The sequence below is a fragment of the Pseudomonas sp. LAMO17WK12:I10 genome (genome assembly GCF_900215185.1).
Lineage (GTDB): Bacteria > Pseudomonadota > Gammaproteobacteria > Pseudomonadales > Pseudomonadaceae > Aquipseudomonas > Aquipseudomonas chlororaphis.
Genome location: NZ_OBDX01000007.1, coordinates 212,426 through 234,426, shown reverse-complemented (window position 1 = coordinate 234,426; position 22,001 = coordinate 212,426). Strand labels below are relative to the sequence as shown.

Below are 22,001 nucleotides of genomic sequence, written 5' to 3'. Positions count from 1 at the left end.
CGGTAGGTCTGGAGCGTATCAGTGAGGGTATTTGGGACGTCATATTTGGCCCGATCAAGTTGGGTCGCTTTGATTTGAAAGATGCCCAGGACGGTTACATCAGGCTCAGTCCGGCGTCATAGGCCTGATTTGGTGTTACCTATGTGCCTGAACTTTTCTGTTACCTATGTGGTTGTCCCGTTCACTTGCCCCTGCGTACGGCCTTCGCTGCGCTCAGGTTCCCTCGCTCCGGCGTCCATCAGGGGGCATCGACTCCGGTCGGCTTCGCTTCGACCTCCATACGATGTCCTCGACTGCGTCGAGGGGCGCTGCGCGCCAATCCCCTGATGAACACCTCCACTCGGCCTCCCGATGGGGCGGGTAGATCAAAAGCCAAAGCTGCGCCATGCGCGACCTACCGGTCGGCGCTAACTCCTGTAGCCGCTGCCGAGCCCGCGAGGCTGCGATCGACCCCGCAGGGGGCGCAGGGATTTTGAAACCGCTGGAGGACCTGCGGTCCTATCGCAGCCTGCGGCAGCGGCTACAGGTTTGGGGAGGCATCAGGGGGAGTGGGGCAGATCTGGTTTTGCTGAAGGCAATGGCAACACATTGCGGGTTGTCGCTGGTTTTTTGCATAGCCATAGTGGGTTTGCCGCCGACGCATCGGTGGCCGATCTTAGCCGGTCGAAACTGTTCACGGACGCACAAGCGCCCTCCTATAATGCTGGCGCTTTTTGCTGCCTGCATTTGCTATGGCGGCTGTGCGTGGGACACCTGCGGGTGTGCCGGACTTCCGTGAATGGTCCGGTCGGCTAACCCGCGTACAGCTGCCACCCTCTTTGTTTAGCCGCATAGGGTGGTAACTCTTCAGCATTCACGGAGAAATACCCATGACTGAGTTCACCCCGCTACACAGCAATCTCACCACCACCCCCGTGCTTTACCTCAACCCCAACGCCCCGGCATCCGACCTGCACGGCTGCGCCGTCCAGCGCCTCAAGGCCACCCGCGACCTGATGCACAGTCTCAATTGCCTGAGCCTCAAAGGCGTCCACGACCAGGACCTGCGCCATATCGTCAATGCGGCCCATCTGCTGTTGCAGGATGGCTGCGATGTGCTGGATGCGTTGCAGTGGCGGCTCGAAGGTTAAGCGCAAGGTTGTTTATGGGGCGTAGGTGTGAAGGCCTGCGCCCTTGATCATTACCCTCACCGTAACGATCCACCACTCTGCTTGATTGATGCCATGCCTCCTGCGCTCCTAAGGTAGCGGCCACGACAGCGAACCCGTGGAGTGAGCATGACAACAACAATATCCCCCGACTCGCGCTGGACGCGGCGGCGCGCTGAAAAGCAGCGGCGTCTCGAGCAGGTGCGGGGTCTCGCCGATGGCGCCGTGTTGCCCACCGACAAGATAGTCGCGGCGCTGGAGGCGTTGATTCTGCCCGGCGACCGCGTGGTGCTGGAGGGCAACAACCAGAAACAGGCGGACTTCCTGTCGCGCGCCCTGGCCAAGGCCGACCCGAGCCGCCTGCACGACCTGCACATGATCATGCCCAGCGTCGGCCGCTCGGAGCACCTGGACCTGTTCGAACGCGGCATCGCCCGCAAGCTCGACTTCTCCTTCGCCGGCACCCAGAGCCTGCGCATCAGCCAACTGTTGGAAGACGGCCTGCTGGAAATCGGCGCCATCCATACCTACATCGAACTCTATGCGCGGCTGGTGGTGGATTTGATCCCCAACGTGGTGCTCTCGGCCGGGTTCATGGCCGACCGCGCGGGCAATATCTACACCGGGCCGAGCACCGAGGACACCCCGGCGCTGATCGAGCCGGCGGCGTTCAGTGATGGCATCGTCATCGTCCAGGTCAACCAGTTGGTGGACGACGTCAGCGAGTTGCCGCGGGTGGATATCCCGGCCTCCTGGGTCGACTTCGTGGTGGTGGCCGACAAGCCGTTCTACATCGAGCCGCTGTTCACCCGCGACCCGCGCCACATCAAGCCGGTGCACGTGCTGATGGCGATGATGGCGATCCGCGGCATCTATGAAAAACACAAGGTCCAGTCGCTCAACCACGGCATCGGCTTCAACACCGCGGCCATCGAGCTGATCCTGCCGACCTACGGCGAGTCCCTGGGCCTGAAAGGCAAGATCTGCCGCAACTGGGCCCTCAACCCCCACCCGACCCTGATCCCGGCCATCGAAAGCGGCTGGGTGCAAAGCGTGCATTGCTTCGGCACCGAGCTGGGCATGGAAAACTACATTGCCGCGCGGCCGGATGTGTTCTTCACCGGGCGCGACGGTTCGTTGCGCTCCAACCGGATGTTCTGCCAGCTGGCCGGGCAGTACGCGGTGGACCTGTTTATCGGCGCGACCCTGCAGGTCGATGGCGACGGCCATTCCTCCACCGTGACCCGCGGCCGCCTGGCCGGCTTCGGCGGTGCGCCGAACATGGGCCACGACCCCCGTGGCCGGCGCCACGGCACCCCGGCTTGGCTGGATATGCGCCACGACGACGCGCAACAACCGATGCTGGAGCGAGGCAAGAAGCTGGTGGTGCAGATGGTCGAGACCTTCCAGGAAGGCGGCAAACCGACCTTCGTCGAAACCCTGGATGCCGTGGAAGTGGCGCGTAAGAGCGGCATGCCCCTGGCGCCGATTATGATCTATGGCGACGACGTCACCCACCTGCTGACCGAGGAGGGCATCGCCTACCTGTACAAGGCGCGTTCCCTGGAAGAGCGCCAGGCGATGATCGCGGCGGTGGCCGGGGTGACCGCCATCGGCCTGCGCCACAACCCGAAAGACACCGCGCGCATGCGCCGCGAAGGCCTGATCGCCTTGCCCGAAGACCTCGGTATCCGCCGCACCGACGCCAGCCGCGAGCTGCTGGCGGCGAAAAGCGTCGCCGATCTGGTGGAGTGGTCGGGTGGCCTGTACAACCCGCCCGCCAAGTTCAGGAGCTGGTAAATGCACGCCTTCAACCTGCAAAGCAAACCCCTGAGCCTGGCCGAGCGCCTGGCGGACCTGGCGGTGGACGCGCTGATCGACGAGGCCGACCTGTCGCCGAAACCGGCCCTGGTCGACCGTCGCGGTAACGGCGCCCATAGCGACCTGCACCTGGGGCTGATGCATGCCTCGGCGCTGTCGCTGTGGCCGGCCTTCAAGGAAATGGCCGAAGCCGCCACGTTCGGCACGGTCGGCCTGCCCCTGCGCGAAGCCCTGGGTCGCATTGGCCGTGAAGGCGAAGCGGCGATGCTCGCTACGACTCACGGGGTGAACACTCATCGTGGTGCGATCTGGGCCTTGGGCCTGTTGGTGGCCGCCGCCGCGCTGCAACCTCAAGCCAACAGCGCCGGCGCCCTGTGCCTGCGGGCCGCGCGCCTGGCGCTGCTAGACGACCGTTACGCGCCACGGCCCCTCAGCCACGGCGCGCAAGTGGCGCTGCGCTATGGCGTGCGCGGCGCCCGCGAAGAAGCCCAGCTGGGCTTTCCGGCGGTGCTGCAACGGGGCCTGCCGCAACTCGAGCGCAGCCGTGCCCAGGGGCATGGCGAACAGAACGCCCGGCTCGATGCGCTGTTGGCGATCATGACCGGCCTGGCCGATACCTGCGTGCTCTATCGCGCCGGCGAGGCGGGCCTGCGGGCCATGCAACAGGGCGCCCAGGCGGTGCTCGACGCCGGCGGCAGCGCCAGCCTGGCCGGGCGTCGCCGCCTGCATGAGCTGGACCAGTGCCTGCTGGCCTTGAATGCCTCGCCCGGTGGCGCCGCGGACTTGCTCGCGGCCTGCCTGCTGATCGACCGGATCGCCTCCGGCGCCGCCTTTATCCAGGGAGCAGTGTGATGGAAACCTTGTCTTTCGAATTTCCCGCCGGGCAACCCGCCCGGGGCCGGGCGCTGGTGGGCTGTGTCGGCTCGGGCGACCTGGAGGTGCTGCTCGAACCCGGGCAGCCCGGCAAGCTGAGCATTCAGGTGCAGACCTCGGTCAACGGCAGCGCGTCGCGCTGGCAGCATCTGTTCGAGCGCATGTTCGACGGCCAGACGCCGCCGGCCCTGAGCATCGACATCCATGATTTCGGCGCCACCCCGGGCGTGGTACGTCTGCGCCTGGAGCAGGGCTTCGAGGAGATCGGCCATGACTGACAGCGCCCGTTTGCTCAACAAACACAGCTTCGTCGAACTCGGTGCCCGGCAGCGGGCCAAGGCCCTGCTCGACGCCGGCAGCTTTCGTGAGTTGCTTGATCCGTTCCAGCGCGTGATGTCGCCGTGGCTGGCGCGCCAGGGCGTGGTGCCCCAGGCCGATGACGGCGTGGTGATCGCCAAGGGCCGCATCGACGGCCTGCCGGTGGTGATCGCCGCCATCGAAGGCGCGTTCCAGGGCGGCAGCCTCGGCGAGGTCGGCGGGGCGAAGATCGCCGGCGCCCTGGAGCTGGCGGCCGAAGACAACCGCAAGGGCATTGCTACCCGCGCCGTACTGCTGCTGGAAACCGGCGGCGTGCGCCTACAGGAAGCCAACCTCGGGCTGGCGGCGATTGCCGACATTCACGCGGCCATCGTCGACCTGCGCCAGTACCAGCCGGTGATAGGTATCGTGGCCGGCAGCGTCGGCTGTTTTGGCGGCATGTCGATTGCCGCCGGGCTGTGCAGCTACCTGCTGGTGACCCAGGAGGCGCGCCTGGGCCTCAACGGCCCGCAGGTGATCGAACAGGAAGCTGGCCTTGAGGAATACGACTCCCGCGACCGGCCCTTTATCTGGAGCCTGACCGGCGGCGAGCAGCGTTTTGCCAGCGGCCTGGCGGACCGTTATGTGGCCGACGACGTGGCGCAGATCCGCCAACAGCTCGGCGAACTGCTGGCCCAGGGCCTGCCCAGCGCACAACGCAGCCGTCAGGCCGAGCTGTACCTGCAACGCCTGGCCCGGCTGGACAGCCATCCACAGATCGACCCGGCGACGGTTCGCCAGCTGTATCGAGGAGACCGCTCATGAGTGCTTATTCCCTGCGGGGCCTGCATTGGTTCACGGCCCTGAGCGCGGGCGCCGCCCCGGTCGCGGGTTTGCCCGCCTCGTTGAAGGTGGCGGACGCCCCCCTGGAGCAGCAACCGGTGCGGTTTATCGCCGTGGTCGCCGACCCGGCCAACCCTTTTGTGCGGGCGCGCAATGGTGAGGTCGGCCTGCTGGAAGGCTGGGGCCTGGCCAAGGCGGTGGACGAAGCGATCGAGGCCGACCGCGAGCAGAGCTTCAAGCGCGCGCTGATCGCCATCGTCGACGTGCCGAGCCAGGCCTATGGGCGTCGCGAAGAGGCCCTGGGCATCCATCAGGCCCTGGCCGCGGCCGCCGACAGCTATGCCCGGGCCCGGCTAGCCGGGCATCCGGTGATCGGCCTGCTGGTGGGCAAGGCCATGTCCGGGGCCTTCCTGGCCCACGGTTACCAGGCCAACCGCCTGATCGCCCTGCGCGACCCGGGGGTGATGGTGCACGCCATGGGCAAGGTCTCGGCGGCGCGGGTCACCCTGCGCAGCGTCGAGGAACTGGAGGCCCTGGCCGCCAGCGTGCCGCCCATGGCCTATGACATCGACAGCTATGCCAGCCTCGGCCTGCTCTGGGAGACATTGTCGGTCAGCCAGATCGAACAGCCGACCGCCGACGACCTGACCCTGGTGCGGCAATGCCTGGGCCAGGCGATTACCGATGCACGGGCCCATGGCCGCGATCTGTTGGGACGCCTGGGCGCCACTAACCGTGGCGCTTCCAGCCGGGTCCGCCAGCTGTTGCGCGAGCAATGGTGAGCGCCATGACCAGCGCCTTGCTGCCCCATGACCTGCTGTGGGGCCTGTCCCCTCGGCAGTTGCCCGCCGATGCCCCGGCCTGGGCGGTGGCGGCCATGGCCGCCGGGCAACCGGTGGTGGTGCGCCGTGCGTTGACCGCACCCGGGCAGGTGGCGGTGGGCGTGCGTGGGCGGCTGCGGGAACAGCGCTACGGGACGCTGATGGCGGTGGCGGCCATCGAACGCCGGGTGCGCCCGGAAGACCTGTGCCATGTCGAGTCGGATCGGGCCTGGCCAGCGCTCCAGGCACTGGCTCGGTTGCGTGAACCTCTGGATGCCCTCGGCCTGGCCTGGGGTGTCAGCGGCAGCGCCGGTTTTGAACTGGCCAGTGGCGTGCCGGCGCTGCATCGACAGAGTGACCTGGACCTGATCCTGCGCACTGCGCAGCCCATGGCCCGGGCCGAGGCCCGGGCGTTGCTGGCGCTGCTCGACGCCGCCGTCTGCCCGGTGGACCTGCAATTGCAGACACCCAACGGCGCAGTGGTCCTGCGCGAGTGGGCCGGGACTTCGGCGCGGGTGCTGCTGAAAAGCGCCAGCGGCGCGCGGCTGGTCGGCGATCCGTGGCAAGCCCTGGAGCAGGTGGCGTGAGCAGCCTGCTGGTGTTTCCGGGCCAGGGCGCGCAGCAGCCGGGGATGTTGCATCGGCTGCCGCCCAGCGCCCTGGCCGAGGCCTGCCTGCGACAGGCAAGCGAGGTCCTGGGTGAGGATGCCCTGGCCCTGGATTCGCCCCAGGCCCTGGCGAGCACCCGGGCGGTGCAGTTGTGCCTGCTGATCGCCGGCGTGGCCCATGCCCGGGTGTTGCTGGAAAACGGGCCGGGCGCGGATTACGTGGCGGGCTTGTCGATTGGCGCCTATCCCGCCGCGGTGGTGGCTGGGGCCCTGGATTTTGGCGATGCGCTGCGTCTGGTCAGCCTGCGCGGCGAGCTGATGCAGCAGGCCTATCCACAGGGCTATGGCATGACCGCGATCATCGGCCTGCAACTGGCGACGGTGGAGGCTTTGCTGGCCCGGGTGCACAGCCCGGACAACCCGGTGTACCTGGCCAATATCAATGCCGATAGCCAGGTGGTGATCGCCGGCAGCGATGCCGCCATGGGCCAGGTCGCCGACCTGGCCCGGGGCTGTGGGGTCGGGGTGGCCAAGCGTCTGGCGGTCAGCGTGCCGTCCCATTGCCCGCTGCTGGAGCAGCCGGCCCAGGCCCTGGCCGAGGCGTTCGCCAGGGTGGCGTTGCAGCCGCCGCGCCTGGGTTACCTGAGCGGCAGCCGCGCGCGGCCGCTGCGTACGCCGGAGCAGTTGCGCGACGACCTGGCGTTCAACATGTGCCGGCTGGTGGATTGGCGCGGCACCGTGCAAAGCGCCTACGAGCGCGGCGTGCGGCTGCAGATCGAACTGCCGCCCGGCGCGGTGCTGACCGCTCTGGCGCGCCGGGTGTTCGAGCAGGGCACCGTGATGGCCTGCGACGGGGCCCGGCTCGACACCTTGCAAGCGCTGTTGCGTGAGGAGGGAAACCGCCAACCCTAGACACCGACTCAAGCTGGCGAAGCACAAGAACAACAACTTCGACGATGCACTTTGAGGACTACAACAATGATTATTTACGGTGTGGCGCTGCTGGCGATCTGTACGCTGGCAGGGGTGATTATCGGTGACATGCTCGGCGTCCTGCTGGGGGTGAAATCCAACGTCGGCGGTGTCGGCATCGCTATGATCCTGCTGATTTGCGCGCGGCTGTGGATGCACAGGCACGGCGGCATGACCAAGGATTGCGAGATGGGCGTCGGCTTCTGGGGCGCCATGTACATCCCGGTGGTGGTGGCCATGGCCGCGCAACAGAATGTGGTGACCGCCCTGCATGGTGGCCCGGTGGCGGTGCTGGCGGCCATCGGCTCGGTGCTGCTCTGTGGTTGCACTATTGCCTTGATCAGCCGTACCAACAAAGGCGAACCGTTGCCGGACGAACCGGACGCTGTCGCCCCTGGTGCCGCTTCGGCAGGGGGACGCTGATATGTGGGATCTGATCGAGAAAGGCCTGGAACACAACGGCCTGGTCACCGCCTTCGCCTTCGTCGGCGTGATCATGTGGGTCTCGGTGCTGCTGTCCAAGCGCCTGACGTTCGGCCGGGTGCACGGCTCGGCCATCGCCATCGTCATCGGCCTGGTGCTGGCTTGGGTCGGCGGCACTGTCACCGGTGGGCAAAAGGGCCTGGCGGACCTGGCGCTGTTTTCCGGCATCGGCCTGATGGGCGGCGCCATGCTGCGCGACTTCGCGATTGTCGCCACGGCCTTCGAGGTCCAGGCCACCGAGGCGCGCAAGGCCGGGATGATCGGTGCCATCGCGCTGTTTCTCGGCACGGTGCTGCCGTTCATTGTCGGGGCGAGCATCGCCTGGGTCTTCGGCTATCGCGATGCGGTGAGCATGACCACCATCGGCGCCGGCGCGGTGACCTACATTGTCGGTCCGGTGACCGGGGCGGCGATCGGCGCCAGCTCCGATGTGGTGGCGCTGTCCATCGCCACGGGGCTGATCAAGGCGATCCTGGTGATGGTCGGCACGCCCATGGCGGCGCGCTGGATGGGCCTGGACAACCCGCGTTCGGCGATGGTCTTCGGTGGCCTGGCCGGCACCGTCAGCGGGGTGACCGCGGGCCTGGCGGCGACCGACCGGCGCCTGGTGCCCTACGGCGCGCTGACCGCGACCTTCCATACCGGGCTGGGTTGCCTGCTGGGGCCTTCGTTGCTGTTCTTCATCGTGCGCGGGTTGGTGGGGTAGGGGGCGGCTGGCCTTATCGCGAGCAAGCTCGCTCCTACAGAGGTATACGGTCTCCTGTAGGAGCGAGCCGCGATAGCGCTCGTGTAAACACCGCGCTTTATGTGTCTTGCCGGTTGGCATACATCCGGCACTCGGCCAGCAGCGCCAGCAGGTTCGGGTCGCGTTCCTTGGCCTTGAGGAACACCACGCCGATATGCTGTTGCAGCCGGTAGCGCGCCTGCAGCGGAATCAGCTTCACGCGGTTTTCGTACACCGCGGCAATCCTTCCCGGCAGCAGGGCATAGCCCACCCCCGAACTGACCATGCTCAGCAGGGTGAAGATGTCGTTGACCTGCATCGCCACCTTCGGCTCGAACCCCGCCTGCTTGAACACCCGCACCCCGTCCTGATGGGTGGCGAAGCCCTGGGTCAGGGTGATGAAGGTCGCGTCGCGCACATCGCTGAGGTCGACTTCCGCCTGCTGGGCGAACGGCGAGTCGGCCGGCGTGGCCAGGAAGATATCGTCGGAAAACAACGGGATCTGCTCGCAGTCCGGGTCGCTGACGCTGTCGTCCAGGGACACCAGGATCGCGTCGACCTCCATGTTCTTCAGCTTGTATAGCAGGTCGATGTTGGAGCCCAGGATCAGGTCGATATTCAGCTCGCTACGGCGCAGCTTCAGGCCCATGATCAGCTGCGGAACGGTCTTCACCGTCAATGAATACAACGAGCCGAGCTTGAAGCGCTCCGCCGAGAACCCGGCGGCTTCGCGGGTCAGGCGCACGCTTTCGACCACGTCCTGGATCAGCTTCTGCGCCCGTTCTTCGAGGACGAAGGCGCTTTCCAGCGGTGTCAGGTTGCGCCCTTCATGCTTGAACAGCGGGCAGCGCAGGGCGCTTTCCAGGGAGTGAATGGCCCGGTGCACGCTGACATTGCTGGTCTGCAACTCGGCGGCGGCGCGCGCCAGGTTGCCGGTGCGCATGAACGCCAGAAACACTTCGAGCTTTTTCAGGGTCAACTCTTCATCGATCAGCATGATGGGCGCTCTTATTCGAATGCTCCGATTGTGCCTGCCGGGTCATGACTTGGCTGGAGGTTTTTTCGTCCATAGCTTTATTCGCAAACATTGCGCTTTCAGGCTACAGGCCTGAGCCTTGCGCAGATTTTCGCCTTGGGAGGTGAGTGGCACATGTATCACGGGGAAAGACTCAACGCCTGGACGCATCTGGTGGGCGCGATTGCGGCACTGGTCGGAGGGATCTGGCTGCTGGTGTTGGCCAGCCTCGACGGCAGCCCTTGGAAAATCGTCAGCGTGGCGATCTACGGCTTCACCTTGCTGGTGCTGTACAGCGCCTCGACCGTGTACCACAGCGTGCGCGGGCGGGCGAAAAGCATCATGCAGAAGGTCGATCACTTCTCCATCTACCTGCTGATCGCCGGCAGCTATACGCCGTTCTGCCTGGTGACCCTGCGCGGGCCCTGGGGCTGGACGCTGTTCGGGATCGTCTGGGGGCTGGCGCTGATCGGCATCCTGCAGGAGATCAAGCCGCGCTCCGAGGCGCGCATCCTGTCCATCGTGATCTACGCGGTGATGGGCTGGATCGTGCTGGTGGCGGTCAAGCCGCTGCTGGCGGCCCTGGGCCCCGCCGGCTTCGCCTGGCTGGCCTCGGGCGGGGTGCTCTATACCGTGGGCATCATCTTCTTCGCCCTCGACAGCCGTTTGCGCCATGCCCACGGGATCTGGCACCTGTTCGTGATCGCCGGCAGCCTGCTGCACTTCGTGGCGATCTTGTTCTACGTGCTCTGATCGGCGAGCGCGTTATCGTTCATCGCGAGCAAGCTTCAATTCCCGGTCATCAACCGATCCAGTTGCTCCTGCGCGCGGCCGCCGAAGATCTCCAGCAGGCTGCTCAAGGTGTGCGGCAGCGCCTCCGCCGCGCGGGTCACGGCATACAGGGTAATCGGCAGCGCCGGGGTCAGCGGGCGGATCGCGGTGCTGGCGGGCGAGGCGCCGAGGGCGGTGAAGGGGTCGATCACCGCCAGCCCGGCGCCGGATTCGACCATGGCCCGCGCCAGGGAGTAGGTCTGCACGGCAATGCTGACCCGTGGCGCCGGTTCCACGGCTTTCAGGTAACCGTCGAGTTTCGCCGCCAGCGGGTCGGCGCTGGACAGGCCGATCAAGGGCGCCCCCGCCAGCTCCAGCAGCGGCAGCGGCGTGCCCCTGGCCGCCTGGGGCCAGTAATCCAGCGGCGCCAGCGCCACCAGCACCCCGCTGGCGAGGGCCTGGGCGGTCAGCCCCGGATGATCCGGGCGTTGCAGGGTCAGGGCTACGTCGATCTCACGCATCAGCAGGTTCTGCACCAGCTCGCGGCTGTGGGCGCTGGACAGCTCGCAGACGATGTCCGGGTAGCGCCGGGTCCACTGGTTGATGGCCGGCGGCAACAAGGACAAGGCCAGCGCTGGCGTGGCGCCGATCCGCAGGCTGTGGCCCGGCTCGCGGCGCAGGCTCTGGGCCAGGCGCCGCACCCCTTGCAGGCTTTCGCTGACCTTGTCGACCTCGCGCTCCAGTTCCAGGGCTTCCGGGGTGACCTGCAACTTGCCCTTGACCCGCAGGAACAGCGGGAAGCCCAGCTGCTGCTCGGCGTGCTGCAAGACCTTGGTCACCGCCGGCTGGGAGACGTGCAGCAGTTGCGCCGCGCCGCTGATCGAGCCGGTCTGGCGGATGGCCTGGAAAATCTCGATATGGCGCAGTCGCATGATGAGTCCATAACCTTTGTTTATGGGTGGTCCATCTTTATTCATTGTCCCGGGCCTGTCACCTGGTCCTAACCTGAAGCCCGCTCAACAAGGCTTTAAGGACTGACATGGCACAGCGGGTTTGCATCATCGGCGGCGGGGTCATTGGCCTGGCCAGCGCCTACGCCCTGGTTCGCGAGGGGTTCGACGTCAGCCTGGTGGAGGCGCGCGACGCCTTCGCCAGCCAGACCAGCTTCGCCAACGGCGGCCAGCTGTCGTACCGCTACGTGGCGCCGCTGGCCGATGCCGGCGTGCCCTGGCAGGCGTTGGGCTGGATGCTGCGTGGCGACTCGCCGCTGAAGCTGCGCCTGCGCCTGGACCCGGCACAGTGGCGCTGGATGGCCGGGTTCCTGGCGGCCTGCCGCGGCTCGGTCAACCGCCGCAACGGTGCCCATCTGCTGCGCCTGGCGCTGCTGAGTCAGGCCACCTTGCAGAGCTGGCGCGAGGAGGACCGGCTCGACGGTTTTCACTGGCGGCGCAATGGCAAGCTGGTGACCTTCCGCGAAACCACGAGCTTCGAGCACGCCCGCCACGGCCTGGCCGATCCCCGCCAGCAGCAGGTGCTGTCCGCTGGCGAATGCGCGCAACTGGAGCCGACCCTCGGCGGCGCGCCCTTTGTCGGTGGCATCTTCACCCCGGACGAAGAAGTGGCCGACTGCCATGCCTTCTGCCAGCAACTGGTGGCGCGGCTACAGGCTTCCGGCCGTTGCCAGTTGCTGACCGGGCGCCCGGTCACCGGCATTCGCCAGGTGGGCGGCCAGGTGCAGGCCATCGAGCTGGGCGATGAAGTGCTGGCGGTGGATCAACTGATACTCGCCGCCGGTCATCGCAGTGGCGAACTGGCGTTGCCCGGGCTGAAGCTGCCGCTGTATCCGCTCAAGGGCTACAGCCTCAGCGTGCCGATCGGCGCGGGGCAGCGGGCGCCGGAAATCAGCATCACCGACTACAACCGCAAGATCGTCTACGCGCGGATCGGCCAGCAGCTGCGGGTGGCGGCCATGGTCGATATCGTCGGTTTCGACCCGGCCCTGGACCCCAGGCGCCTGGCCCTGATGCAGCGCCAGGCCCGGGAAACCTTCGCCAACGCCGGCGACTACAATGCCGCCATCGAGTGGGCCGGCATGCGCCCGGCGACCCCCAGCGGCGTACCGCTGATTGGCGCCACCGGCTACCGCAACCTGTGGCTCAACCTCGGCCATGGCGCCCTGGGTTTCACCCTGGCCTGTGGCAGCGGGCGCCTGCTGGCCGAGCTGATCGGCCAGCGCCGCACTTCCATCGACATGCAGGGGCTCGCGCCCCATGCCGCCTGATTTCTTTCGCATACAAGGAGCTGTCCCATGACCATCCAGCGTCTTCACAGCAATGACCGCCTCAGCGCTGTCGCGGGTTTTGCCGATCTGCTGTTCCTCTCCGGCCAGGTGCCGGGCGCGGCCACCGATGCCGCCGGCCAGACCCGCGAAGTGCTGGCGAAGATCGACGCCTTGCTGGCCGAGGCCGGCAGCGACAAGGATCATCTGCTCAGCGCGACCCTCTACCTGAAAGACATCCAGCGGGACTTTGCCGCGATGAACGAGGTCTGGTCGGCCTGGTTGTCCCCGGGCCAGGCGCCAAGCCGCACCACGGTGCAGGCCGCCCTGGCGCGTCCGGACATCCTGGTGGAAATCACCGTCATCGCGGTTCGCCGCTAACGCCTTCACCCACAACGGAGAATAACAATGCAAAAAATCACGTTGCTCGGCTGCACCCTGGGCCTGTTGCTTGGCTCCCCGCTGTACGCCAGCGAGGCGCCGCTGACCGGCACCCTGGGCAAGATCGCCACTGCCGGCAGTATTACCCTGGGCTATCGCGATGCCTCGGTGCCGTTTTCCTACGTGGGTGACAACAGCGGCAAACCCATGGGCTACTCGGTGGACCTGGCGAGCAAGGTCGTCGAGCGCATCCGCGACAAGCTGGCGCTGCCGCAACTGGCGGTGAAGTACAACCTGGTGACGTCGCAGACGCGCATTCCGCTGGTGCAGAACGGCACCGTGGACCTGGAATGCGGCTCCACCGGGGTGACCGCCGAACGGCAGAAGCAGGTGGCGTTTTCCTACGGCTTCATCTACGTCAAAGGCCAGTTGCTGACGGCCAGGGACAGCGGGATCAAGCGTTTCGCCGACCTGCGTGGCAAGAACGTGGTGACCACCGCCGGCACCACCAACGAGCGCTTCCTCAAGAGCTACAACGTCGAGCACAAGGTCGACATGTTCGTGATCAGCGCCAAGGACCACGGCGAAGCCTTCCAGATGCTGCAATCCGGTCGCGCCGCGGCGTTCTACATGGACGACGCACTGCTCTACGGCGAACGGGCCAAGGCCCGCGATCCGCACAACTGGGTGGTGGTCGGCGAGGAGCAGTCGCGGGAAATCTACAGCTGCATGGTGCGCAAGGACGATCCGCAGTTCCTGGAACTGGTGAACGCCACCCTGGCGGACCTGTACCGTTCAGGGGAAATCAACGGGATCTACCAGCGCTGGTTCGAGCAGCCGATTCCGCCCAAGGGCCTGAACCTGGAGTTCCCGATGACCAGCGAGTTGAAGGCGATCATCGCCAAGCCGGTGAGCGATCCGGTGGAGTGAACACCGGTCCGCTTCTGTAGGAGCCAGGCTTGCTGGCGATGGGGGCGGCGCGTATGTCAGGCGGGTTAGAAGTCGCCCCACAGCTGTTGGGCTACCGCCAGCGCCACCACTGGCGCGGTTTCGGTGCGCAGCACCCGCGGCCCGAGGCGCGCCGGCAGGAAGCCCGCGTCCTGGGCCTGGTCCACTTCGGTGTCGGACAGACCGCCTTCCGGGCCGATCAGGAACGCCAGGGTCGCAGGCTTGGCGTGGCTTACCAGCGGCTCGGCCACCGGGTGCAGCACCAGCTTGAGGTCGGCCTGGGTCTGCTTGATCCAGTCGGCCAGCAGCACCGGCGGATGAATCACCGGCACCCGTGAGCGCCCGCATTGTTCGCAGGCGCTGACGGCCACCTGGCGCCAGTGGGCCAGGCGCTTGTCGGCGCGCTCGTCCTTGAGCCGCACCTCACAGCGCTCGCTGAAAATCGGGGTGATTTCATTCACCCCCAGCTCGGTGGCCTTTTGAATCGCCCAGTCCATGCGCTCGCCCCGGGACAGGCCCTGGCCGAGGTGGATCTGCAGCGGCGACTCGACCTGCCCGGCAAAACTTTCATCGAGCCGGACCACCACGCGTTTCTTGCCGACTTCCAGCAGCGTGCCGCGAAATTCGTTGCCCGAACCGTCGAACAGCTGCAGCGCGTCGCCCTCGGCCATGCGCAGTACACGCCCGATGTAGTGGGCCTGGGCTTCCGGCAGCTCGTGCTCGCCGAGGTTCAGGGGGGCGTCGATAAAGAAGCGGGACAGTCTCATGGTGGTTCTCTGGGAAAATTCGGTTCGAGGTGGGTCAATGGATCGTTGCGTCGGCAAGCCCGCTTCTGCAAACGGCGGGCTTGCCGACGAGGGGCTCAACCCGGATCGCGGAAGCCTGGGTGGAAGTCCTTGGGCACCGCCACGCTGACCTTGTCGTTGGTAGCAATGTCGATACCTTCGCTGGCAACGATGGCGAGGAAGTCGATCTGCTCCGGGGTGATCACGTAGGGCGGCAGGAAATACACCACGCTGCCCAGCGGACGCAGCAGGGCGCCACGCTCCAGGGCGTGCTGGAAGACTTTCAGGCCACGGCGTTCCTGCCACGGGTAGGCGGTCTTGCTGGCCTTGTCCTGGACCATTTCGATGGCCAGCACCATGCCGGTCTGGCGCACCTCGGCAACGTGCGGGTGGTCCGCCAGGTGCGCGGTCGAGCTGGTCATGCGCTGGGCCAGCGCCCGGTTGTTCTCGATGACGTTGTCCTGCTCGAAGATATCCAGGGTCGCCAGCGCCGCCGCACAGGCCAGCGGGTTGCCGGTGTAGCTGTGGGAGTGGAGGAAGGCGCGCAGGGTCGGGTAGTCGTCGTAGAAGGCGCTATAGACGTCGTCGGTGGTCAGGCACGCGGCCAGCGGCAGGTAGCCGCCGGTCAGGGCCTTGGACAGGCAGAGGAAGTCCGGGCGGATGCCGGCCTGTTCGCAGGCGAACATCGTACCGGTACGACCGAAGCCGACGGCGATCTCATCATGGATCAGGTGCACGCCGTAGCGGTCGCAGGCCTCGCGCAGCAGCTTGAGGTACACCGGGTGGTACATGCGCATGCCGCCGGCGCCCTGGATCAGCGGCTCGACTATCACTGCGGCGAGGGTGGCGTGGTGTTCCGCCAGGGTCTGCTCCATGGCCGCGAACATGTTGCGCGAGTGTTCTTCCCAACTCATGCCTTCGGGGCGCAGGTAGCAGTCCGGGCTTGGCACCTTGATAGTGTCCAGCAGCAGGGCCTTGTAGGTCTCGGTGAACAGCGGCACGTCGCCCACCGACATCGCGGCGATGGTTTCGCCGTGGTAGCTGTTGGTCAGGGTGACGAAGCGCTTCTTGTCCTTCTGGCCGCGGTTGAACCAGTAGTGGAAGCTCATCTTCATCGCCACTTCGATGCACGACGAGCCGTTGTCGGCATAGAAGCAGCGGGTCAGGCCTTCGGGAGTCATTTTCACCAGGCGCTCGGACAGCTCGATCACCGGCTGATGGCTGAAGCCGGCGAGGATCACATGCTCCAGCTGATCGACCTGATCCTTGATGCGCTGGTTGATGCGCGGGTTGGCGTGGCCGAAGACGTTGACCCACCAGGAACTGACCGCGTCGAGGTAGCGCTTGCCTTCGAAGTCCTCCAGCCACACGCCTTCGCCGCGCTTGATCGGGATCAGCGGCAGCTGCTCGTGGTCTTTCATCTGGGTGCAGGGATGCCATAACACCGCGAGATCGCGTTGCATCCACTGGTTGTTGAGGCCCATGTTCAGTCTCCTGGAGGCGGCTCTAAGTACGCGAGCAAACAATCGCGCAAGCCTATGCAATGCCAGGCCGTGTCACAACCCATTGCATGCCTGGAAGGGCGAATTGATCGCGGTCGCAGGACGGTCTGTCACGTTTTCCCCACGTAGACCTTAATGCCTGGTTAATTTAGTGTTCGTAGGATCAACATCGTATTTCTCGATATTTCAAAGCGAAAATTTCCGCTTTAATTCGATAGTTAAATCGATAGTCTTGGGCAGCAGTTCTTACAGGATTTAAGTAATGCAGCTAGGTAACTCTTCTTCCCGCTACGGCTGGGTAAGCATTTTTCTGCACTGGAGCGTGGCGCTGGCAGTCTTTGGATTGTTCGCCCTGGGCCTGTGGATGGTCGGCCTGGATTACTACAGTGCCTGGCGTAAAGATGCGCCGGACCTGCACAAGAGCATTGGCTTGACGCTGTTCGCGATCATGTTGCTGCGGGTGCTGTGGCGCTTTGTCAGCCCGCCGCCACCGGCACCGGCCAACCACGGTCGCCTGACGCGCCTGGGCGCCAAGTTCGGTCATGCCTTCCTTTATTTCAGTCTGTTCGCTGTGATGATTGCCGGTTACCTGATTTCCACCGCAGACGGTGTCGGGATTCCGGTGTTTGGCCTGTTTGAAGTACCTGCCCTGGTTTCCGGACTGCCGGACCAGGCAGATGTGGCCGGCGAGGTGCATTTGTACCTGGCCTGGGCCCTGGTGATCTTCGCCGGAGTGCATGCTCTGGCTGCCTTGAAACACCACTTTATCGATCGTGACACGACCCTGGCTCGTATGCTGGGGCGCAAAGCCTGATGCTCAACCTCGACTCAAAAGGAATAGAAAGCATGTTGAAAAAGACTCTCGCCGCTCTGGCAATCGGTTCTGCTCTGTTGTCTGCCGGTCAGGCGATGGCCGCGGACTACGTGATCGACAAGGAAGGCCAGCACGCCTTCGTCGACTTCAAGATCAGCCACCTGGGCTACAGCTTCATCACCGGTACTTTCAAGGACCTGGACGGCAAGTTCAGCTTCGACGCGGCCAAGCCTGAAGACGCCAAGATCGAAGTCAACGTGCGCACCGCCAGCGTGTTCACCAACCACGCCGAGCGTGACAAGCACGTCAACAGCAAGGACTTCCTGGAGTCGGGCAAATTCCCTGACGCGAAGTTCGTTTCCACCAGCGTCAAGCCAACCGGCAAGAATGCTGATGGCAAGCAGACCGCCGATGTGGCTGGCGACCTGACTTTCCACGGTGTGACCAAGCCAATCGTGGTCAAGGCCACCTTCCTGGGTGAAGGCAAGGATCCATGGGGCGGCTACCGTGCCGGTTTTGAAGGCACCACCAGCATCAGCCGTAAAGAGTTCAACAAGGACGGGATGGATGTTGGTCCGCAGTCCGACACCGTTCAGCTGTACATCACCTTCGAAGGTGTGAAAGCGAAGTAATGCTTCGCCTGTAGCCGCTGCCGAGCTCGCGAGGCTGCGATAAGGTCCGCAGGACCTTCCAGGGTCCTGAAGCCTGCGACCGGTTCCCGGTCGATCGCAGCCTCGCAGGCTCGGCAGCGGCTACAGAGATCATAAAAAAACGCCCCTGATCGCGAGATCAGGGGCGTTTTTATTGTCGCGAAAACTTCAGCGATTGCGGGTCAGCAAGGCTGGTTTCTCGCCACGTGGACGGCTTGGCAGTTGATCGAGCTGCTCGGGTGTCGGGAAGCGGTCGGCTTTCGATTCCTTGTGCATGATCTTCGGCTGGTTGCCGCGCGGGTTCTGCACCGCCGGCTCCTGACGCGCCTGGTCGTCACGGGCCGGACGACGATTGCGCGACTCTTCGCGACGGGCCTGGCCGTCACGTGGAGCGCCGCTGCGTGGGCCGTTGCGCTTGGCAGGCGGGGTGCCGGTGGTGGCACCGTTGCTGGTGCGCGGACCGCCGGAGCGACCCTGGCCGCCGCTGCGTGGCGCGTTGCTGCTGGTTGCACCCTGGGCTGGCGCGCCAGGACGACGGCCGCGGCCCTGGTTGTTCTTGTTCTGGTACGGGCTGACGTAGTCGGCGCGATTGCCGAAGTTGTCCACGTCGTCGTCCAGGAACTCATCCGGCGCACGGTCGGCGCGTGGCGTCGGCTGGCGCTGTTCGCGGGCCGGGGTGCCTTCGCGAGGCTTCTGCTCACGGGCCGGGCGGTCGCCGCGAGCGGCCGGTTTGTCCTTGCCCTTGTCCTTGCCTTTGTCTTTACGGCCGCCGCCGCCACCGCCGCCATTCGGACCGTCGCCACGCGGGCCACGGGAATTGCGCGGGTTACGCACATCCGGACGCTCGCGCACTTCCGGCTTCTCGGCTTCCACGGCGCTGGCATCGAAGCCCAGCAGATCGCCGTCGGGGATCTTCTGCTTGGTCATGCGCTCGATGCTCTTGAGCAGCTTCTCTTCGTCCGGCGCGACCAGCGAGATCGCTTCGCCCGAACGACCGGCGCGGCCGGTACGGCCGATACGGTGCACGTAGTCTTCGTCGACGTTCGGCAGCTCAAAGTTGACCACGTGTGGCAGCTGGTCGATGTCCAGGCCACGGGCGGCGATATCGGTGGCGACCAGGATCCGCACTTCACCGGCCTTGAAGTCGGCCAGGGCCTTGGTGCGGGCGTTCTGGCTCTTGTTGCCGTGGATGGCGACGGCGGTCAGGCCGTGTTTGTCCAGGTACTCGGCCAGGCGGTTGGCGCCGTGCTTGGTGCGGGTGAAGACCAGTACCTGTTCCCAGGCGCCGGCGGTGATCAGGTGGGCCAGCAAGGCGCGCTTGTGGCTGGCGGCCAGGCGGAACACCCGTTGCTCGATACGCTCGACCGTGGTGTTTGGCGGCGTGACTTCGATGCGTTCCGGGTTGTGCAGCAGCTTGCCGGCCAGGTCCGTGATGTCCTTGGAGAAGGTCGCGGAGAACAGCAGGTTCTGGCGCTTGGCGGGCAGGCGCGCGAGGACTTTCTTCACGTCATGGACAAAGCCCATGTCGAGCATGCGGTCGGCTTCGTCGAGCACGAGGATTTCCACGTGGGACAGGTCGACGCTGCCTTGGCCGGCCAGGTCGAGCAGGCGGCCGGGGCAGGCCACCAGCACATCGACGCCACGGGCCATGGCCTGAACCTGTGGGTTCATGCCGACGCCGCCGAAGATGCAGGCACTGACGAACTTCAGGTCGCGGGCATAGACCTTGAAGCTCTCGTGCACTTGCGCGGCCAGTTCGCGGGTCGGGGTCAGGACCAGTACGCGCGGTTGGCGCGGGCCGTGACGCTGGGATTTGTCCGGGTGACCGTTGGGAAACAACCGTTCCAGGATCGGAAGGGCGAAACCGCCGGTTTTACCAGTACCTGTCTGTGCCGCAACCATCAGGTCGCGACCTTGCAACACGGCGGGAATGGCCCGCTGTTGCACCGGAGTAGGCTGGGTGTAGCCGGCGGCTTCGATGGCGCCGACTAAAGCCTCGGAGAGACCGAGGGAAGCAAAGGACATGAGTAATCCTGTTTTAGTGAGGGCTTGGCCCAGAGGGATAGTCTTGCCTGGCGCGAATGGCGTTTAAGAGGACGCAATCCCGTCCGGTCCTGCTGGCTCCTGAAGGCTCATCGGCGAGGGCTCGCGCGGGCCTTGTGGCTGCGCTGTAGCGGTATCGAGATGCCTTGAACAGGATCGAGCGTCCGGGCGTGAGCCTGGCGGGAAGGCCGGAGTATAACAGAGCAATCAGCGTGCGCTGCTTTCCTGCTGCTCAACGGTTTTGCGCGGTGTGCCGGGCGGCATTGCGCTTGAGTCGGCGATGGCCGGCGCCGCGCCATAGCGGGCGCTCAGTTCGGCGTAGGCCGGCTCGCGCTTGAAGCGCTTGAGTTCGGCGCCGAAACGCTGCACCAGCAAGTCCATGCCAGCATTGCGCCGCACCGCCAGAAACTGGCTCTGGCGGCTGATGACCACCGGGTTCTCGGTGATCTGCTGGCGAATGTTCAGTTGATCGAGCAGATGCTGGCCGACCCGCCGATCGGTGATCAGCAGGTCGATGCGGCCGCGCAGCAGCTTGCCGAAGTTGGCTTCGTGGGTCGGCGCCGGTTCGTGCTTGAACAGGGTGGATTCCCTGAAGTCCTGGCTGTACAGGTAGCCGGGGGAGGTGCCCACGGTCAGCCCGCGCAAGTCTTCCAGGGTGTGGAAGGGAAAGGGCCGGGCGTTGGCATAGAACATCACGAACTCGACGTCCGACAGCGGCTCGCTGGGGTAGAGCAGGCTGCTTTCGCGTTCATGGCTGTGAAAGATGTCCAGGGCACCGTCGGCCTGGCCTTGTTCGAGCATGGCCAGGCAACGTTTCCAGGGCAGGAACTGCCATTCGACTTCGATCCCCAGGCGCTGGAAGACGATCGCCGTGGTTTCGTAATCCAGGCCCTGGGCCTTGCCCTGTTCCTCATAGACATAAGGGGCCCAGGGCTCGGTGACAATGCGCAGCTTCTCGCCATGGGCGGTGAGGCTCAGGCAAGCGCAGATAAAGGCTGTCAGCAGCTGGGCAATGACGGGCATCGCTGGAGATTACGACGAGAGGTCGTCCAATGCTAGAGGCCGTCTAGCTCAAGCCTCAATCAGCCTTTGTCTCGATCAGATGCAGGTAGATGGCCTTGCGCCGCTGGCCCAGTACCAGGCGAATCACCGGGTGGTTGAACCAGCGCTCGAGTTGATGGCTGTTGAGCGGTTTTTTCAGGCGGCCTTCGGCGTTTTCCCGGGCTTTCTCCCACCAGACCGGGGCGCAGGCCTGGTCGAATTCGTTGGTGTGGCGGTAGCAGCCGTAGAGGATTTCGCGCATGAACTGCCGCTGGTGCCCGGGCAGGGCCAGGGTCACGATCTTGTAGGCCAGGCGTTGCAAGGCCGGCGGGCGTGGCAGGGTCGCGGTGACCAGGCGGGTTTCGTCCAGGGCGACGCTGCTGGTGGGCGCTGCGCCGTGCTTGTCCAGCCAGGCCTTGATCTTGGCGCGAAACAGTTGCTTGCGGCTCCAGTAGTGGTGGATCAGGTCGGGGCATTCGCGAACCTGTTTGGTGCGATAGGCCGCCACCGACAGGCAGAACTCTTCGAGGGTGTAGGCGCCGTTGGCCAGCGGGTACAGCTCGTCCATCAGGGCGATGGAGCGGTCCAGCACATCGGCGTCCGCGCGATGCAGGCCGATCACGCCGGAGTTCAGCAGCGGCATCTGGTCGTCGGCGAGTTTTCGTTCCCGCAGCAAGTCGGCCAGGCACTGGTAGAGGCCGGACTCCTTGTTGGCGCCGTAGCACATGCCGAATGCGTTACACAGCAGAGTGCCGGGCTGGACGCGGCGAAACAGCTCCAGTGGCGAGCAGTGGAAAAAGGTATCGGTGTCGATCAGCAACGCCAGTTCGGACTCTTGCAGCACCTGCTGCATCACCACGTGCTTGGCACGAAAGTGGTAACCGTGTGGGGCGATCCAGGCCTGGCGGGTGTTTTCGTCCAAGGGGCGCACGCGCACAGGCAGGTCGCGGTAAGGCGCGGGATTGTCGGTGAAGACCTGGATATCGAGGGCTTCGCCCGGTGTTTCGCGCAGCCCGGCCAGGGCGCTGGCAATACTGAACGCGGCTTCCTGGTGATAGGTCGCGGCGCCGTAAACCAGATAGATCAATTGTGGGCGTGCTGCGGTGCTGCCTGTGGACATCTACGGCGATCCTTCGGATGTATTGGGGGTTAAAAAAAAGGCCCTGGATTTCGCCAAGGCCTTT

23 protein-coding genes are annotated in these 22,001 nt (G+C 65.4%); 16 read left to right on the top strand and 7 right to left on the bottom strand.

The features are described from left to right. Nucleotides 1-869 precede the first annotated feature (869 nt). The 10 genes from CRO75_RS11085 (at nucleotide 870) to madM (ending at nucleotide 8,571) form a co-directional block, all read left to right on the top strand. Entirely contained in the window at nucleotides 870-1,130 is a 261-nt protein-coding gene (locus CRO75_RS11085) for a hypothetical protein (protein WP_097135251.1), read from the top strand. Between the two features lie 147 nt (nucleotides 1,131-1,277). Beyond that, on the top strand, nucleotides 1,278-2,948 hold the full coding sequence (mdcA, locus tag CRO75_RS11080; RefSeq protein ID WP_097135249.1) for a malonate decarboxylase subunit alpha: 1,671 nt from the start codon (nucleotides 1,278-1,280) through the stop codon (nucleotides 2,946-2,948). After that, on the top strand, nucleotides 2,949-3,821 hold the full coding sequence (locus CRO75_RS11075; protein WP_097135247.1) for a triphosphoribosyl-dephospho-CoA synthase: 873 nt from the start codon (nucleotides 2,949-2,951) through the stop codon (nucleotides 3,819-3,821). Continuing rightward, nucleotides 3,821-4,120: a malonate decarboxylase subunit delta gene (locus CRO75_RS11070; protein WP_007932573.1), complete on the top strand. Its 300-nt coding sequence runs from the start codon at nucleotides 3,821-3,823 to the stop codon at nucleotides 4,118-4,120. Before CRO75_RS11075 ends, CRO75_RS11070 begins: the two co-directional genes overlap by 1 nt. Continuing rightward, on the top strand, nucleotides 4,113-4,964 hold the full coding sequence (locus CRO75_RS11065) for a biotin-independent malonate decarboxylase subunit beta (RefSeq protein WP_009046009.1): 852 nt from the start codon (nucleotides 4,113-4,115) through the stop codon (nucleotides 4,962-4,964). Before CRO75_RS11070 ends, CRO75_RS11065 begins: the two co-directional genes overlap by 8 nt. Further along, the gene (gene mdcE / locus CRO75_RS11060) at nucleotides 4,961-5,764 is read left to right on the top strand and encodes a biotin-independent malonate decarboxylase subunit gamma (RefSeq protein ID WP_097135245.1); all 804 of its coding nucleotides are present in this window, start codon (nucleotides 4,961-4,963) and stop codon (nucleotides 5,762-5,764) included. The genes CRO75_RS11065 and mdcE overlap by 4 nt, the downstream gene beginning before the upstream one ends. A 5-nt stretch (nucleotides 5,765-5,769) precedes the next feature. Further along, entirely contained in the window at nucleotides 5,770-6,390 is a 621-nt protein-coding gene (locus tag CRO75_RS11055; RefSeq protein ID WP_097135254.1) for a malonate decarboxylase holo-ACP synthase, read from the top strand. After that, entirely contained in the window at nucleotides 6,387-7,322 is a 936-nt protein-coding gene (gene mdcH, locus CRO75_RS11050; RefSeq protein WP_097135243.1) for a malonate decarboxylase subunit epsilon, read from the top strand. The genes CRO75_RS11055 and mdcH overlap by 4 nt, the downstream gene beginning before the upstream one ends. A gap of 66 nt (nucleotides 7,323-7,388) precedes the next feature. After that, complete coding sequence (madL, locus tag CRO75_RS11045; RefSeq protein WP_097135241.1) at nucleotides 7,389-7,805, top strand: malonate transporter subunit MadL; 417 nt, start codon at nucleotides 7,389-7,391, stop codon at nucleotides 7,803-7,805. Between the two features lies 1 nt (nucleotide 7,806). Next, nucleotides 7,807-8,571, top strand: coding sequence for a malonate transporter subunit MadM (madM, locus tag CRO75_RS11040; protein WP_097135239.1), 765 nt, complete (start codon nucleotides 7,807-7,809; stop codon nucleotides 8,569-8,571). Nucleotides 8,572-8,668: 97 nt separating this feature from the next. On the opposite strand, the gene CRO75_RS11035 is transcribed toward madM, so the two are convergent. Then, nucleotides 8,669-9,586 (bottom strand): LysR substrate-binding domain-containing protein, encoded by a 918-nt coding sequence (locus CRO75_RS11035; RefSeq protein ID WP_009046004.1) that lies wholly within the window; start codon nucleotides 9,584-9,586, stop codon nucleotides 8,669-8,671. Nucleotides 9,587-9,739: 153 nt separating this feature from the next. Between CRO75_RS11035 and CRO75_RS11030 the strand changes: the two genes are divergently transcribed. Next, nucleotides 9,740-10,357 carry a hemolysin III family protein gene (locus CRO75_RS11030; protein WP_023969242.1) on the top strand — a complete coding sequence of 206 codons (618 nt, stop codon included), beginning with the start codon at nucleotides 9,740-9,742 and terminating at the stop codon, nucleotides 10,355-10,357. 35 nt (nucleotides 10,358-10,392) lie between these two features. On the opposite strand, the gene CRO75_RS11025 is transcribed toward CRO75_RS11030, so the two are convergent. Further along, nucleotides 10,393-11,307, bottom strand: coding sequence for a LysR substrate-binding domain-containing protein (locus tag CRO75_RS11025; protein WP_097135237.1), 915 nt, complete (start codon nucleotides 11,305-11,307; stop codon nucleotides 10,393-10,395). A 107-nt stretch (nucleotides 11,308-11,414) separates the two neighbouring features. Here CRO75_RS11025 and CRO75_RS11020 point away from each other — a divergent pair, with 107 nt between their 5' ends. From CRO75_RS11020 to CRO75_RS11010, 3 genes are read left to right on the top strand one after another with little or no spacing between them, the layout of a single operon-like run. Next, nucleotides 11,415-12,656: a D-amino acid dehydrogenase gene (locus CRO75_RS11020; protein ID WP_097135235.1), complete on the top strand. Its 1,242-nt coding sequence runs from the start codon at nucleotides 11,415-11,417 to the stop codon at nucleotides 12,654-12,656. 27 nt (nucleotides 12,657-12,683) lie between these two features. Further along, nucleotides 12,684-13,034: a RidA family protein gene (locus CRO75_RS11015; RefSeq protein ID WP_009046000.1), complete on the top strand. Its 351-nt coding sequence runs from the start codon at nucleotides 12,684-12,686 to the stop codon at nucleotides 13,032-13,034. Between the two features lie 27 nt (nucleotides 13,035-13,061). Beyond that, the gene (locus CRO75_RS11010; RefSeq protein WP_097135234.1) at nucleotides 13,062-13,964 is read left to right on the top strand and encodes a transporter substrate-binding domain-containing protein; all 903 of its coding nucleotides are present in this window, start codon (nucleotides 13,062-13,064) and stop codon (nucleotides 13,962-13,964) included. Between the two features lie 65 nt (nucleotides 13,965-14,029). On the opposite strand, the gene CRO75_RS11005 is transcribed toward CRO75_RS11010, so the two are convergent. Then, nucleotides 14,030-14,749 carry a 16S rRNA (uracil(1498)-N(3))-methyltransferase gene (locus CRO75_RS11005; RefSeq protein ID WP_097135232.1) on the bottom strand — a complete coding sequence of 240 codons (720 nt, stop codon included), beginning with the start codon at nucleotides 14,747-14,749 and terminating at the stop codon, nucleotides 14,030-14,032. A 95-nt stretch (nucleotides 14,750-14,844) separates the two neighbouring features. Then, nucleotides 14,845-16,251: an adenosylmethionine--8-amino-7-oxononanoate transaminase gene (locus tag CRO75_RS11000; RefSeq protein WP_097135230.1), complete on the bottom strand. Its 1,407-nt coding sequence runs from the start codon at nucleotides 16,249-16,251 to the stop codon at nucleotides 14,845-14,847. 280 nt (nucleotides 16,252-16,531) lie between these two features. On the opposite strand from CRO75_RS11000, the gene CRO75_RS10995 reads away from it, so the two are divergent. Together CRO75_RS10995 and CRO75_RS10990 are read left to right on the top strand one after the other, a co-directional pair. Then, a complete protein-coding gene (locus tag CRO75_RS10995; protein ID WP_097135228.1) occupies nucleotides 16,532-17,083 on the top strand; it encodes a cytochrome b in 552 nt (183 codons plus the stop codon). Between the two features lie 32 nt (nucleotides 17,084-17,115). Beyond that, nucleotides 17,116-17,715 (top strand): YceI family protein, encoded by a 600-nt coding sequence (locus CRO75_RS10990; protein ID WP_007932534.1) that lies wholly within the window; start codon nucleotides 17,116-17,118, stop codon nucleotides 17,713-17,715. A gap of 186 nt (nucleotides 17,716-17,901) precedes the next feature. Here the strand turns inward: CRO75_RS10990 and CRO75_RS10985 are convergent, their stop codons facing one another. The 3 genes from CRO75_RS10985 to CRO75_RS10975 form a co-directional block, all read right to left on the bottom strand. Further along, nucleotides 17,902-19,758 (bottom strand): DEAD/DEAH box helicase, encoded by a 1,857-nt coding sequence (locus tag CRO75_RS10985; RefSeq protein ID WP_097135226.1) that lies wholly within the window; start codon nucleotides 19,756-19,758, stop codon nucleotides 17,902-17,904. A gap of 225 nt (nucleotides 19,759-19,983) precedes the next feature. After that, complete coding sequence (locus CRO75_RS10980; RefSeq protein ID WP_097135224.1) at nucleotides 19,984-20,799, bottom strand: transporter substrate-binding domain-containing protein; 816 nt, start codon at nucleotides 20,797-20,799, stop codon at nucleotides 19,984-19,986. Nucleotides 20,800-20,854: 55 nt separating this feature from the next. Then, nucleotides 20,855-21,937: a hypothetical protein gene (locus tag CRO75_RS10975; protein WP_097135222.1), complete on the bottom strand. Its 1,083-nt coding sequence runs from the start codon at nucleotides 21,935-21,937 to the stop codon at nucleotides 20,855-20,857. Between the last annotated feature and the right edge of the window lie 64 nt (nucleotides 21,938-22,001).

Excerpts from the sequence above, each read along its gene's own strand:
- CRO75_RS11085 (WP_097135251.1), top strand. The coding sequence starts at position 870 with ATGACTGAGTTCACCCCGCTACACAGCAATCTCACCACCACCCCCGTG.
- mdcA (WP_097135249.1), top strand. The coding sequence starts at position 1,278 with ATGACAACAACAATATCCCCCGACTCGCGCTGGACGCGGCGGCGCGCT.
- CRO75_RS11075 (WP_097135247.1), top strand. The coding sequence starts at position 2,949 with ATGCACGCCTTCAACCTGCAAAGCAAACCCCTGAGCCTGGCCGAGCGC.
- CRO75_RS11070 (WP_007932573.1), top strand. The coding sequence starts at position 3,821 with ATGGAAACCTTGTCTTTCGAATTTCCCGCCGGGCAACCCGCCCGGGGC.
- CRO75_RS11065 (WP_009046009.1), top strand. The coding sequence starts at position 4,113 with ATGACTGACAGCGCCCGTTTGCTCAACAAACACAGCTTCGTCGAACTC.
- mdcE (WP_097135245.1), top strand. The coding sequence starts at position 4,961 with ATGAGTGCTTATTCCCTGCGGGGCCTGCATTGGTTCACGGCCCTGAGC.
- CRO75_RS11055 (WP_097135254.1), top strand. The coding sequence starts at position 5,770 with ATGACCAGCGCCTTGCTGCCCCATGACCTGCTGTGGGGCCTGTCCCCT.
- madL (WP_097135241.1), top strand. The coding sequence starts at position 7,389 with ATGATTATTTACGGTGTGGCGCTGCTGGCGATCTGTACGCTGGCAGGG.
- madM (WP_097135239.1), top strand. The coding sequence starts at position 7,807 with ATGTGGGATCTGATCGAGAAAGGCCTGGAACACAACGGCCTGGTCACC.
- CRO75_RS11035 (WP_009046004.1), bottom strand. The coding sequence starts at position 9,586 with ATGCTGATCGATGAAGAGTTGACCCTGAAAAAGCTCGAAGTGTTTCTG.
- CRO75_RS11030 (WP_023969242.1), top strand. The coding sequence starts at position 9,740 with ATGTATCACGGGGAAAGACTCAACGCCTGGACGCATCTGGTGGGCGCG.
- CRO75_RS11025 (WP_097135237.1), bottom strand. The coding sequence starts at position 11,307 with ATGCGACTGCGCCATATCGAGATTTTCCAGGCCATCCGCCAGACCGGC.
- CRO75_RS11020 (WP_097135235.1), top strand. The coding sequence starts at position 11,415 with ATGGCACAGCGGGTTTGCATCATCGGCGGCGGGGTCATTGGCCTGGCC.
- CRO75_RS11015 (WP_009046000.1), top strand. The coding sequence starts at position 12,684 with ATGACCATCCAGCGTCTTCACAGCAATGACCGCCTCAGCGCTGTCGCG.
- CRO75_RS11010 (WP_097135234.1), top strand. The coding sequence starts at position 13,062 with ATGCAAAAAATCACGTTGCTCGGCTGCACCCTGGGCCTGTTGCTTGGC.
- CRO75_RS11005 (WP_097135232.1), bottom strand. The coding sequence starts at position 14,749 with ATGAGACTGTCCCGCTTCTTTATCGACGCCCCCCTGAACCTCGGCGAG.
- CRO75_RS11000 (WP_097135230.1), bottom strand. The coding sequence starts at position 16,251 with ATGGGCCTCAACAACCAGTGGATGCAACGCGATCTCGCGGTGTTATGG.
- CRO75_RS10995 (WP_097135228.1), top strand. The coding sequence starts at position 16,532 with ATGCAGCTAGGTAACTCTTCTTCCCGCTACGGCTGGGTAAGCATTTTT.
- CRO75_RS10990 (WP_007932534.1), top strand. The coding sequence starts at position 17,116 with ATGTTGAAAAAGACTCTCGCCGCTCTGGCAATCGGTTCTGCTCTGTTG.
- CRO75_RS10985 (WP_097135226.1), bottom strand. The coding sequence starts at position 19,758 with ATGTCCTTTGCTTCCCTCGGTCTCTCCGAGGCTTTAGTCGGCGCCATC.
- CRO75_RS10980 (WP_097135224.1), bottom strand. The coding sequence starts at position 20,799 with ATGCCCGTCATTGCCCAGCTGCTGACAGCCTTTATCTGCGCTTGCCTG.
- CRO75_RS10975 (WP_097135222.1), bottom strand. The coding sequence starts at position 21,937 with ATGTCCACAGGCAGCACCGCAGCACGCCCACAATTGATCTATCTGGTT.